Below are 12,330 nucleotides of genomic sequence, written 5' to 3' on the forward strand. Positions count from 1 at the left end.
CTCTTGAGGTATCAAGACCCGTTATCGGGCCCCTCATAAACAGCATGAAGTATCGTTCACAATGCCACGTTTGGCAATGTGAATTCAAAATCAGCCGCGTCAAATCATGCGCCCAGTGGGAAGATCCCGACGGACTCCAGCAAGCGGATTAGGCGGATCATCGGCAGTCCGATCAGCGCGTTGGGATCCTCGCCTTCCAGTCGCTCGAACAAGGCGATCCCAAGCCCCTCCGATTTGAAACTGCCCGCGCAGTCGTAGGGCTGTTCACGGTCCAGATAGCCCTCGATCCGCTGCCGCCCGAGAGGGCGGAAATGCACTCGGAAGGGTTCGACCAGTGTTTGCGCCTGACCGCTGCGGGCATCCAGCAGACAGAGACCGGTTTGAAAGAGAACGGTCCGTCCCGAGGCGCGCTCCAGTTGCGCGATCGCCGCGTCGCGGCCGAGCGGTTTGCCCAGGACCGCGTCGTCGAGACAGGCGACCTGATCCGAGCCGATGATGAACGCATCCGGATGCGCCGAGGCGACCGCGCGCGCCTTGGCCTCGGCCAAGCGCAGAACCAGCACCTGAGGCGGTTCGTCCGGTCGGCGCCGCTCATCCACATCCGGTGAGGCCGTGCGAAAGGTCAGGCCCAGCCGTGTGAGCAGCGCGCGGCGATAAGGGGAGGTCGAGGCTAGCACCAGCGGCGGTTGAGTGGTGTGCATTCAGTCACCTTCCCGCGCGAGCGTGACCAGGAGTTCCGCGTCGGGATCTTCGTCGAGTCGGACAGTCACGACCATGGGCGCGCAACAGACCTGACAATCTTCCACATAGCTTTGGTTGCCAGGGCTGATGTCGACGTCGATGTCGATTGGCGCGGCGCACCAGGGACAGTCGAGTCGAAGGGTTTCGATTGGATTCATGATCGCATCCGGACCTGTTCTTTTCCGCCGCGCCAAATTGGGCTGCATCAATCCGCTGGCTTTTCGTGATGCCCGCCGAACTGATAGCGCATCGCGGACAGGATCTGATTGGCGAAATCGCCTTCGCCGCGGGAACTGAAACGCTCGTAGAGCGCGGTGGTGAGCAAGGGGGCGGGGGTTCCGGTTTCGATCGCCGCGAGACAGGTCCAGCGACCCTCGCCGGAGTCCGAGACGCGCCCGCTGAATCCTTTCAGTTCGGGATCCTCCGCCAGGGCGTTAGCGGTCAGGTCGAGCAGCCAGGAGGCGACCACGCTGCCGCGGCGCCAGACCTCGGTGACCTCGGCGAGATCGAGGTCGTATTGGTAGTGTTCCGGATGGCTGAGCGGAGCGGTTTCGGCGTCGGTCGCGCGATCCTGTCGACCGGCCCCGGCATGCTTGAGGAGATTGAGACCTTCCGCATAGGCGCCCATGAGGGCGTATTCGATGCCATTGTGGACCATCTTGACGAAGTGTCCGGCCCCATTGGGTCCGCAGTGGAGATAGCCCATCTCCGAGCGGCTGACCGGTCCGGAGCGGCCCGCGGTGCGCTCGATGCTGTCGGCGCCGGGTGCCAGGGAGGCGAAGATGGGATCGAGCCGCTCGACGACCTGAGTTTCGCCGCCGATCATCAGGCAGTAGCCGCGCTCCAGCCCCCAGACGCCGCCGCTGGTGCCGCAGTCGACGTAGTGGATGCCCTCCAGCGCGAGGCGCTCGGCGCGGACCAGATCCTCGCGATAATGGGAGTTGCCGCCATCGATCAGGGTGTCGCCGGGCGACAGATGAGGTAGCAGTCCCTCGATGACGGAATCCACGGCACCGGCGGGAATCATGATCCAGAGATGGCGTGGCGTTTCCAGCTTGGCGCAGAAATCCGCCAGGTCCGACGCGCCGATGGCGCCTTCCGCGACCAATCCCGCCATGGAGTCGGGATTGCGGGCGTAGACGATGCACTGGTGACCGGCACGTAACAACCGCAACACCATGTTCGATCCCATCCGGCCAAGGCCGATCATTCCGATTTGCATAACCCTGTCGCTCCTGAAATGTGGATGAACCTGAAGCAAGCATGAATTCCGCCTGCCTGCCATCGGAGACGGTTTAAGCACGATCCCGTGCTTCGAGCACGATAACGGAACGCGATCCGAGTGTGATGCGGCCAGTCGGCAGCGGGCGCTGATCGTCCGGCGCGACGACGCTCGGTTCGCATGCGGTATCGACGGCTAGGCACCAGCGCAAACCCTTGATGGATGGCAGCGCGAATTCCAGCGCCGCCAGTCCCATGTTCATCATGATGTGCAACGGTGGTTCGTCCGCGTCGATCCCCGCCAGGGTGAAGGCCAGCGCGCGGTTGTCGGGGTCGTCCCAGTTCGGCGTTTCGAGTCCGACACCATGCCAGGTAATGTCAGGCAGGGTCTGCCTGTTGGCCGGTTTGCCGGTCAGGAAACGGTTGCGGGTCAGGGTCGGATGACGTCGGCGCAGGGCGATCATGGCGCGCACGAAATCCAGCATGTCGCGGTTGGTCTCCACCAGTTCCCAATCCGACCAGGACAGTTCGTTGTTCTGGCAGTAGCTGTTGTTGTTGCCCAGCTTGCTGCGCATCACTTCGTCGCCGGAGAGCAGCATGGGGACGCCCTGACTCAGCATCAGGAGACTGACGAAATTGCGTGCCTGGCGCTGGCGCAGGGTCAGGATCGCGGGATCGTCGGTCGGTCCCTCTTGGCCGCAGTTCCAACTGATATTGTGGTCACTGCCGTCGCGATTGTCCTCGCCGTTGGCGGCATTGTGTTTTTCGTCATAACTCACCAGATCGTGAAGGGTGAAGCCATCGTGACAGGTGACGAAGTTGATGGAATTCAGGGGGAGTCGTCCACGACTGCCGTACATGTCGCTGGAGCCGGTCAGTCGGGTGGCGACCTCGGGAACCAGTCCGGGGTCGCCCCGGACGAAGCCGCGGATCACATCCCGATAGCGGCCGTTCCACTCGGCCCAGCGATAGCCGGGGAAGTCGCCGACCTGGTACAGACCGGCGGCATCCCAGGCCTCGGCGATGATGTGCGCCCGGCTCAGGCTGGGCGAGAGTTCGGTGGCCCAGAGCACCGGTGCATGATACTGCGGGTTGCCGTCCTCGCCGCGGGCCAGCGCGCTGGCGAGATCGAAGCGGAACCCATCCACATGCATCCGTCGCACCCAGTAAAGCAGCGCGTCGACCAGAAAGCGCGTGACCATTGGGTGATTGCAGTTCACCGTGTTGCCGCAACCCGTATAGTCCCGATAGCGCCGCCGGTCCTCGAAGTCCAGATGGTAGAACATCTCGTTACCGAGCGCCTTGAAGCTGATGGTCGGCCCGTCTTCGCCGCCCTCGGCGGTGTGATTGAAGACCACATCCAGGATCACGCCGATCCCGGCCCGGTGAAATGCCTTGACCATGTCCCTGAATTCGTCGCGGGCGCGGCTGGGCGTAACGGTAAAGGAGGGGTGCGGCGCGAAGAAACTGTGGGTGCTGTAACCCCAGTAATTCTCAAGTCCGAGACGGGCGGTCGCGGGCGGCACGTCCTGATGATCGAAGGCCATGACCGGCATCAGTTCCACATGCGTGATGCCGAGATCCCGCAGGTAAGGAATCTTCTCGATCACTCCCGCGAAGGTTCCCGGATGCGTCACGCCGGACGAAGGATGGCTGGTGAAACCGCCGACATGCATCTCGTAGACAATGGCATCGTTGAGCGGAATATAGAGTGTCTGGTCGCCCTCCCAATCGTAATCGTCCCGCACCACCTGCGCGCGCATCGCGGTGGCCAGGTTGTTCCCTGGACGACAGGCCGCTTCCCGATTCCAGAGCCGATTGCTGACGGTCGTCGCCCAGGGATCGAGCAGGGCCTTTTCCCCATCGATGCGACAGCCGGTCTCGCGGGTCTCGCAGCGCCCGTCCGCGCGCCAGTTGTAATAGATGCCGTCGGGCAGATCCTCGACAAGAATGTGCCAGAAAAAGAAGGTGCGGTTGATCTCGGGATCGAGACGAATGATCGTCGCTGGCGCGATGCTGTCGTCGCGCTCGAACAGCAGGAGTTCCATGGTCTCGGTGTAGCGCGAGAAGACACAGAAATTGACGCCGCCCTCAACGACGGTGGCGCCGGCATTGTCCCAGGTTCCGGTCCGGACGCGGTATCCTTCGAGCCTCATCGTGTCTGCTCCAGCATGTTGTCATCGACGTGTTATTTGAGCATGCCCGGAACCAGCAGATAACCGATCACCGTTCCAACAAGGATGCCCAGGATCGCCCCAAGCAGGATTCCATACCACTTCACGGCTTCACCTTCATCTTGCTCTTGATCGGATGGCGGTATTGTGGGGCTCCGGGGTTCGGATAGACAAGCCTCGGGATGCGATTGGCGCAAGGGACGGGATCGGCAATGGATGGCGTGTGCATGGTCCGTTCATCTTTCTCGCGTGCCGCACGGCTGATACAGTGCGGGATCAAATGCCGTGACCACGGCGTCCGCAACCTGCAATCAAGGGTAATCCGTTCGATGAGCGCTCCATTGTCCGCCTCTGAGTTATCTGGCGTGTTCAGCCAGCCGGCTCCTGATCGCTATACTTTTTTTCTGACCGAGGCGACCTTGCAAGACAAGGTCTGGACACTCAAGGGCGCTGGCGGTTTCGTGACTTTCAGCGATGAAGAGGGCAGGGACTGTTTTCCCTTCTGGCCCGCGCCCGAGTTTGCCGAGGCCCTGGCCAATGACGACTGGTCGGATTGCGAGGCGGAGCCGCTGGCGCTCGCGGTCTTCATGGAACGCTGGCTCACCGGCATGACCCGGGATGGCCGTCTGGTTGCCGTGTTCCCGGCGCCGGACGGCTCCTGCATCGTCATGGATCCTCAGACCCTGCTCCAGGATCTGGAGGAAGAGCGGAATCAGCCCGATTAAACGCCTAGCAGATCGTCGACGATGGTCATGGCCCTTTCGATGACGTCAAGCGGGGTATGGAAGTGCGGCGAAAAACGGAGTCCGCCGCCCCGTTGGGCACAGAGTACCCGGCGCTGCATGAGATCGCGATACAGCCGATCGGCGGGCACGCCCGGCACGCAGAAGGTGACAATGCCGGCACGGCGGTCGGGCTCGCGCGGGGTGAGCAGCTCGAAACCGCGTTGATCAATCAGCGCGATCAGATATTCCGTGCGCGCCTGCAGCAGACTCCAGACCCGCTCCAGACCGACCTCTTCCAACAACGACAGACTGGCCTCCAGGGCATGGATGCCCAGTAGGTTCGGGCTGCCGCACTCAAAGCGCCGGGCATCGGCGGCGGGCGTCCAGTCAAGACGCTCGAAGTCGCCGGGATGCTCGACCATGCGCCAGCCAAACTGACGCAGCGTCAGGGACGCGCGCCGTTCTGGTCGGACATAGAGCAGCGCGACGCCCTCGGGTCCCAGCATCCATTTATGGCCGTCGGCCACCACGAAATCCGCCTGACTGGACGTGAGATCGAAGGGCAGGGCGCCGAGTCCCTGGATCGCGTCGACGCAGAACAGAATGTCCCTGGCGCGACAGAAGGTGCCGATCCGCTCTAGGTCGAGCCGCAGCCCACGACCATATTGCACCCAACTCACGGCGATCATCCGCGTGCGCCGGTCGCAGAGCGCCATGAGATCGGCCTCGGGATCGCTGGATCGCTCCAGATCCAGGGCGCGCCAAGTCACGCCCCGGTCGGCCAAGGACTCCCAGACGATACGGTTGGACGGGAATTCCTGCGCGATGCCGACGAGGTTATCGCCGTCCTGCCACGGCAGCCCGTGCGCGATGACCGACAGCGCCTCCGAGGTATTCTTGGCCAGCGCGATGTCGTCGGGCGAATCCGCTGCGATCAGCCGGGCCAGACGCTCGCGCAGTCGCTGCTCGGTGTCGAGCCAGCGCGGATAGGCGAGCGACCCCTGATGGAAGTTCTCCTCGGCGAACCGCGCGACCGCCTCCGCCGCCCGTCTGGGCCAGGGGCCGACCGCGGCATGATTCAGGTGGCAGAGATCGGGGTCGAGGTGAAATTCTGATCTCATTCCGTTGGGTTTGCCGGTGTGCTGGCCGGCGCCGGGGTGACCGATGCCGGCGTTGGAGCGGCTTGCACGGGCGCGCTGGGGGCTGGGGCGGGAGCCGCGCGCTCGGGCGTGGGCGCCGGTGACGCCGGGCCGGACGGCGCGACAGGCGGTGGAGTCGTTGGCGCCGCCTGCACGGGATTCGCCGGTGCCGCTGGCGAGGGACTGGTCGGTTCCGTCGGCGCGGCGGTTGGTAACGGAGCTGTTGGGCCGACCGGCGCGACGGGGGCTGACACCGCCTGCGTCGGCGCAGGGGAGATCGGGGAGACGGGCGGCGGGGCGGGAGGCGCAATCGGTGCCTGAGCCGACGCGGGCAAGCCGGTCGTCGCCGGGATTGGCGAGACATCGGAAACCGCCGGGACTGGCTGACCGGATGCCGGGGAGACGGGATCGACACGCAAGTGGGTTTCGCTTGCCGTCGGCGGCGCGGCAGGCTGGACGGTCGCCTCTTTCGCCACGGCCTGTGACTCGATGGCTTCGCCAGCGGGCGTCGTGGCGAGGGGCGCGGTTGTCGCGGAGGCCGCAGGTGCTGGTGTTGGTGCTGGCTGGGCGTTAGCGGCGACCGGCTGTGCCCTGGTCGCCTCGGTGGCCTTCTTCGCGGCGATCCGACGCTGTTCAGCCGCTTGTTTCGCGGCGATCGCGCGCTGCTTTTCAAGATAATTGCCGTAATCCGGGCCGCGTCCGACGATCGCGACCTGGGTGCCCGGGGTCACATGATTGAACAGCACCGGTGCCAGCTTACGTGGCATGCGGATGCAGCCATGGGAAGCCGGCTGTCCAGGGCGCGGGATCGGCCCCGCGTGCAGACCGACGCCGTCATGGGTCAGACGCATGAAGAAGGGCATGCTGGAACCCTCGAAACGGCCGCCGGCGGGGATCGAATCACGCCCGACCTTGACGCTCGATTTCATCACCTGGCCGCCTTTCCCGACGACCTTGCCATAGAGATTGGAACGCTTGTTCTCGACCTTCTCGATGACCGAAAACTGCCCGGTCGGGGTTGGGTATTTGGCAACGCCCGTGGCGACCGTACTCCAGCCAATCTCATCGTCGCCCGCGTAGAAGCGGGCCTTTTGCTTGTCGGTGTCGACCACGATCCGCGTCACCCGGCGGCCATCGCCATTCCACTCGTAAAGAGGGCTGGGTTTCAGCTTGACTTTCTCAATGGGTTCCTGCTCGGCGACCGGCGGCGGGGACGGTTGTTCGGCCACGGCGGGCTCGGCGGGCTTGCGCTCGGGCTTGGCGACGAAGCGGGCCAGACCGTCACAGGCCGTTAGAGTCAAGAGGAGCATGGAGCCAAGTGCGACCTTGAACAAGCTCGGGGTAAAGGGATGTCTTGGTGTCTGGTTATTCGTCATCGCTGTGATTCCCCGGTTTCGCGGGCACCCAAATGGCATTGTGATTTCTCAATGGTGTCTAGGATAGCGCGCGAATGGCGCGATGGCACTATCATGCACCGCGTTCGACATTCGGTTAGACCCTCGCGGGGAGGAATCGTTGAAGTTCATTCATGCGGCGGACGTTCATCTCGACAGCCCGTTACGGGGACTCGAACGCTATGAAGGCGCTCCCGTGGAAGACTTGCGCGGGGCGACCCGGCGGGCCTTCGAGAATCTGGCGGACCTGGCGCTGAGCGAGGCGGTCGATTTCGTGTTGCTCGCGGGCGATCTCTACGATGGCGATTGGAAGGACTACAACACCGGCCTCTTTTTCTCGCGCCAGATGGCCCGACTGCGCGAGGCGGGGATCCAGGTGCTGGCGATCGCCGGCAATCATGACGCGGCGAGTCAGATCACCCGCGTGCTCCGTCCCCCGGAAAACGTCAGGGTCTTCTCCACCCGCACGCCCGAGACGCACCGCTTGGAGTCGCTTGGCGTGGCGGTTCATGGTCAGGGGTTTGCGACCCGCGCGGTCACTGAGGATCTGACCCTGGCCTATCCGCTGGCGGACCCGAATCTGTTCAATATCGGTTTGCTGCATACGTCGCTGGACGGGCGCCCCGGACATGAGCCCTACGCGCCCAGCAGCCTGGACAGGCTGCGCTCGCGGGGGTATCACTATTGGGCGCTGGGTCATGTGCACCAGCGGGAAGTGGTCGCGCGGGAGCCCTGGGTGGTCTTTCCGGGGAATCTCCAGGGGCGTCACGCCCGCGAGTCCGGGGCGAAGGGTTGCACCCTGGTACAGGTCGAGGATGGGCGGGTCAGCGGCATCGAGCACCTGGCGTTGGATGTGGTGCGTTGGGCGGTGTGTCCGGTGGATCTGACCGAGGCGGTCACCCTGGATGAAGTCTACGACCGGGTCGAACCGGTCCTGCGCGCCGCCGCCAGAGCCGCCGATGGCCGCCTGCTGGCGGTGCGCATCCGGCTCACCGGTCTCTGTGCCATCCATGACCGTCTCCATGCGGGTTTCGACCAGATCGTGAACGACTGTCGCGCGCTCGCGGGCGGCATCGGCATTGGCGAACCCTGGGTGGAAAAGGTGTTGATCGAGACCCGAGGGACGCGCGCCGAGACCACCCCCGACCGTCACGACGCCGTTGGCGAACTCTTGCGATCCATCCGCGAGCTGCGGCTCGACGCGCCCCGTCTTGCCGCGCTGACCGAAGAGGTCGCCGAGTTAGGCGCGAAGCTGCCATTCGATCTGCGCACCGGCGACGATGCCTTCGACCCCACCCAGGCGGACTATCTCCAGGGGTGTCTGGAGGATGTCAAATCGCTGCTGCTCGATCGCCTGCTGGGCCAGGAAGCCGAGCGGGAGAACGGAACCCCATGAAAATCCTGGATCTGCATTTGCGGGCCTTCGGTCCCTTTAGCGACCGCCATCTTGATCTGAGCGGCGGCCAACAGGGGCTGCACCTGATTTTCGGACCCAACGAGGCCGGCAAAAGCTCCGCGCTCCGCGCCTTGCGAGCCCTGCTGTTCGGCATCCCGGAACGCACCCAGGATGACTTTCTGCACGCCCGGCAGAATCTGCGCGTCGGCGGGCGTCTTCAGGGTCACGATGGCACGGAGTTGCTCTGTTTCCGGAAAAAAGGCCGCAAGCACACCCTGCTGGACGGTGACGAGAAACCGCTTGCCGACGACTGTCTGGCGCGTCTGCTCGGCGGTGTCGACGAGCGCCTGTTCGAGCGTCTGTTCGGGATCGATCATGAGGGTCTGGTGGCAGGCGGTCAGGCATTGCTGGCCGAGCGGGGCCGGGAGGCCGAGGCGCTGTTCGGGGCCGGACTGGGGAGCGTCGACCTGCATGCGGTGCTCAAGCAGCTCGATCAGGAGGCGCGCGATCTGTTCCTGCCACGTGCCTCCACGCGTCTGATCAATCTCCAACTGAGCCAACTGACGGACATCGAACGCCGTCAGCGCGAGGTGTCGCTCTCCGCGCGCCACTGGGACGACGCGCGCAAGGCGGTCAATCAGGCCCGACAGCGTCTGGTCGAAATGGACGAGACGCTGGCTCGGACGACACGTCAGCACAGTCGCCTGGAGCGTATCCGTCGCACCCTGCCGAACCTGGCGCGACGTGCTCAACTACTTGCGCAGCTCGCTGAACTTGGCGAGACCCCGAGCTTGTCCGAGGACTTCGGCCAGCGACGGGAGACGGCCTTGTCCCAACGGGCGCTTGCGCTCGCGAGCCAGTCGGGGGCTCTAGCGCGCTTCGGAGACATTCAGGTCAAGGTCGCGGCCCTCACCGTCCGCGAGGAGCTTCTGGCCGAGGCCGACGCGATCGACGCGCTGCGCGAGCGTCTCGGCAGCCATCGCAAGGCCGCTCGGGATCGTTCCGGGCTCGTCTCCGAATGCGCCGCGCTGGAGTCTCGGTCGCGCGCACTCCTGGCCCAGGCGCGCCCCGATCTGTGCCTGACCGATGCGCCGGGGCTGCGTCCGCTGCTCAATCGTCGGCGACGGGCGGCCGAGCTTGGCGAAAGCCGCGAGATCCGTGCCGCCGCGGTCGCGCAGGCACGCACCAAGTTAGCCGAGACCCAACGCAAGCTCGCGGACGTTCGCGATGCGCTTGCGGCGTTGCCGGCCAGTCAACCGCTGGACGGTCTGCGCCACGCGATCGACGAGGCACGGCGCGCGGGCGATCTGGAGCGGGCGGCCGCCGATGCGCTGGCCCGGATACAAGGCCACGACCATGACTGCCAGCGTGAACTGTCCGCGCTCGAACTCTGGACGAAGGATCTTGACGCGCTACGTCATGCTCCCTTGCCGAGCGCGGGGACGGTCGAGCGCTTCGCCAATGAATTCCGTGATCTGGAGGATGCCATACGAACCCTGGACAGGATCCTGGCGGAAACGCGGAGCGAGCGACGGCGGATCGAGGAGGCGTTGCGCGCGTTACAGTTGGGCGGAACGATTCCATCGGAAGGCGATCTCGCGCGGGCGCGCGCCCAGCGCGATCGAGGATGGCGACTGCTCAAGCGGCAGTGGCTGGGTGGCGCGGAGATCCTCGCCGAGGATGCGCGCGACGAGGTCGCGGACACCGCGCTTCCGGCGGTCTTCGAGCGCGACCTCGCAACCGCCGACGAGGTCGCGGATCGTCTGCGTCGCGAGGCTCGGCGCGTGCATGAACAGGCCGCCGCTCACGCGCAACTGGAATCCCGCGGCCAGCGCATCGGCGAAGCCGAACAGGAGTCCGTGACGCTCCACGAACGGCGCGACGCCCTCCTCGGTGCATGGCAATCGCTCTGGCGGCCCTGCGGGCTTGACCCCCTGCCGCCGCGCGAGATGCAGCACTGGCTGGTCAAGGCAACGCGACTGCGCGAACTGGCTGGACAGGGCGACGAACTGCTGGCCGGACTCGCGCAACTTCGCGCGACCTCGGAGACCCACGCGCGGGCCTTGAGGTCCGCGCTGAGAGCGGTTGGATTCGCCCTGCCGTCTCCGCCAGAGGAGCCGGGTCCGAGTCTTCTGCTCAATCAGGCCGAGGCCCATCTGGCCTCGCTGCTGGAAACCGAGCGGCGGCGCGCGCTGCTGGAAAAGGAGATGTCGGCGCTGCGCGACGCCGAACTGCGCCTCGATCTGGACGTGACCGCGAGCGAAGAGGCGCGGGCATCCTGGTCAAGCGCTTGGGCCGCGCTCATGGATGAACTCGGTTTGCCCCAGGATGCAAGCCCGGGGGACGCATCGGATCACCTGAAGAACCTCGACGATTGCCTGGCCCACCTCCGGGACGCCGAACGACTGGCGGCGCGGATCGCGGGCATCGACGCCGACGCGATGGAATTCCAGCAGGAGGCGGGCGGGTTGTTGTCCAGGCTCGCGCCGGACCTGAAGGAGCAGCCCATCGAAGAGGCGCTACCGCAACTGCATCGGCGACTGGTCAAACAACGCGAGGATAAGAGTCGGCTGGACGAACTGATGGGGCAGTCGCAACGGACGGAGGAAGAAATCCGGCAGGCCGAGGTCACTCTCCGGGCGACCGATGCGATCCTCGCCGAACTCTGTCGCGAGGCCGGTTGCAAGAGCCCGGAACAACTGACGGCGGTCGAACAAACTGCCCAGGCGCATCACCTGCTGCAAAAACAGCTCCAGGATGTGGATGCCGCCTTGGTGAGCGCTGGCGACGGTCTCGGGATCGACGCGCTCTTGGAAGAGGCCGGCGGTGTCGACCGCGACGCCGTGCTCGCCGAGTTGAACGCCCTGGAGGCGCGGCTCGATGGCGAGTTGCGACCGCGGCAGGCGGACTTGCTCGAAGAGAAGGTCAATGCCGAGCGCAAGTTTGCTGAAATGACCGGAGACAATGCCGCCGCCGCGCTCGCCGAGGAGGCGCAGCACACGCTCTCGACCCTGCGCTATCACGCGGAACGTTACGTCCGTGTCAAACTGGCGGCACGCATCCTGCGCGATACCATCGAAAGTTTCCGCCGCGAGCATCGCGATCCGATCCTGACCCGCGCCAGCGGTTATTTTGCCCAACTCACCTGTCATGCCTTCAACGCCGTCGAGACCGATTTCGACGAATCCGATCAACCCGTCCTGGTCGGCCAGCGGGCGACTGGCGAGCGTTTGCGGGTCGAAGGCATGAGCACCGGCACTCGCGATCAGCTCTATCTAGCGCTACGTCTCGCCAATCTGGATCATCATCTGAGCGACACGGAGCCACTGCCCTTCATCGTCGACGACATCCTCATCCATTTTGACGATGCGCGAGCGTACGCCACACTCGCCGCGCTTGCCGATTTTTCCGCCAAGACCCAGGTCGTCCTGTTCACGCACCACCGGCAGGTGGTCGAACAAGCCAGAAACCTTGACACGACGGGAACGCGCGTGTTGGTGCATGCATTAAGCGAAACCGCGTCAGCTTCGTAGGCGATTT

The 12,330-nt window shown here is 64.9% G+C and carries 9 protein-coding genes; 3 read left to right on the forward strand and 6 right to left on the reverse strand.

The window, feature by feature from the left end:
- Positions 1-104: 104 nt before the first annotated feature.
- The 4 genes from THIVI_RS22330 to glgX form a co-directional block, all read right to left on the reverse strand.
- Positions 105-701 carry a Maf family protein gene (locus THIVI_RS22330; protein ID WP_014780782.1) on the reverse strand — a complete coding sequence of 199 codons (597 nt, stop codon included), beginning with the start codon at positions 699-701 and terminating at the stop codon, positions 105-107.
- Entirely contained in the window at positions 702-899 is a 198-nt protein-coding gene (locus tag THIVI_RS22335) for a CPXCG motif-containing cysteine-rich protein (protein WP_014780783.1), read from the reverse strand.
- Positions 900-946: 47 nt separating this feature from the next.
- Complete coding sequence (gnd, locus tag THIVI_RS22340; protein ID WP_014780784.1) at positions 947-1,963, reverse strand: phosphogluconate dehydrogenase (NAD(+)-dependent, decarboxylating); 1,017 nt, start codon at positions 1,961-1,963, stop codon at positions 947-949.
- A 73-nt stretch (positions 1,964-2,036) separates the two neighbouring features.
- Complete coding sequence (gene glgX, locus THIVI_RS22345) at positions 2,037-4,118, reverse strand: glycogen debranching protein GlgX (RefSeq protein ID WP_014780785.1); 2,082 nt, start codon at positions 4,116-4,118, stop codon at positions 2,037-2,039.
- A gap of 347 nt (positions 4,119-4,465) precedes the next feature.
- Here glgX and THIVI_RS22350 point away from each other — a divergent pair, with 347 nt between their 5' ends.
- A complete protein-coding gene (locus tag THIVI_RS22350; protein WP_014780786.1) occupies positions 4,466-4,861 on the forward strand; it encodes a DUF2750 domain-containing protein in 396 nt (131 codons plus the stop codon).
- On the opposite strand, the gene THIVI_RS22355 is transcribed toward THIVI_RS22350, so the two are convergent.
- Positions 4,858-5,982, reverse strand: a complete 1,125-nt coding sequence (locus THIVI_RS22355; RefSeq protein ID WP_014780787.1) for an aminotransferase class V-fold PLP-dependent enzyme — start codon at positions 5,980-5,982, stop codon at positions 4,858-4,860. The genes THIVI_RS22350 and THIVI_RS22355 overlap by 4 nt on opposite strands.
- Complete coding sequence (locus tag THIVI_RS23150) at positions 5,979-7,376, reverse strand: L,D-transpeptidase (RefSeq protein ID WP_014780788.1); 1,398 nt, start codon at positions 7,374-7,376, stop codon at positions 5,979-5,981. Before THIVI_RS23150 ends, THIVI_RS22355 begins: the two co-directional genes overlap by 4 nt.
- A 139-nt stretch (positions 7,377-7,515) precedes the next feature.
- Here THIVI_RS23150 and THIVI_RS22365 point away from each other — a divergent pair, with 139 nt between their 5' ends.
- Both THIVI_RS22365 and THIVI_RS22370 read left to right on the forward strand, forming a co-directional pair.
- Positions 7,516-8,790 (forward strand): metallophosphoesterase family protein, encoded by a 1,275-nt coding sequence (locus THIVI_RS22365; RefSeq protein ID WP_014780789.1) that lies wholly within the window; start codon positions 7,516-7,518, stop codon positions 8,788-8,790.
- A complete protein-coding gene (locus tag THIVI_RS22370) occupies positions 8,787-12,323 on the forward strand; it encodes a YhaN family protein (RefSeq protein WP_014780790.1) in 3,537 nt (1,178 codons plus the stop codon). Before THIVI_RS22365 ends, THIVI_RS22370 begins: the two co-directional genes overlap by 4 nt.
- The last annotated feature ends 7 nt before the right edge of the window (positions 12,324-12,330 follow it).

It is taken from the genome of Thiocystis violascens DSM 198 (assembly GCF_000227745.2).
Lineage (GTDB): Bacteria > Pseudomonadota > Gammaproteobacteria > Chromatiales > Chromatiaceae > Chromatium > Chromatium violascens.

Coding starts and splice junctions, on each gene's coding strand:
- THIVI_RS22330 (WP_014780782.1), bottom strand. CDS start 701: ATGCACACCACTCAACCGCCGCTGGTGCTAGCCTCGACCTCCCCTTAT.
- THIVI_RS22335 (WP_014780783.1), bottom strand. CDS start 899: ATGAATCCAATCGAAACCCTTCGACTCGACTGTCCCTGGTGCGCCGCG.
- gnd (WP_014780784.1), bottom strand. CDS start 1,963: ATGCAAATCGGAATGATCGGCCTTGGCCGGATGGGATCGAACATGGTG.
- glgX (WP_014780785.1), bottom strand. CDS start 4,118: ATGAGGCTCGAAGGATACCGCGTCCGGACCGGAACCTGGGACAATGCC.
- THIVI_RS22350 (WP_014780786.1), top strand. CDS start 4,466: ATGAGCGCTCCATTGTCCGCCTCTGAGTTATCTGGCGTGTTCAGCCAG.
- THIVI_RS22355 (WP_014780787.1), bottom strand. CDS start 5,982: ATGAGATCAGAATTTCACCTCGACCCCGATCTCTGCCACCTGAATCAT.
- THIVI_RS23150 (WP_014780788.1), bottom strand. CDS start 7,376: ATGACGAATAACCAGACACCAAGACATCCCTTTACCCCGAGCTTGTTC.
- THIVI_RS22370 (WP_014780790.1), top strand. CDS start 8,787: ATGAAAATCCTGGATCTGCATTTGCGGGCCTTCGGTCCCTTTAGCGAC.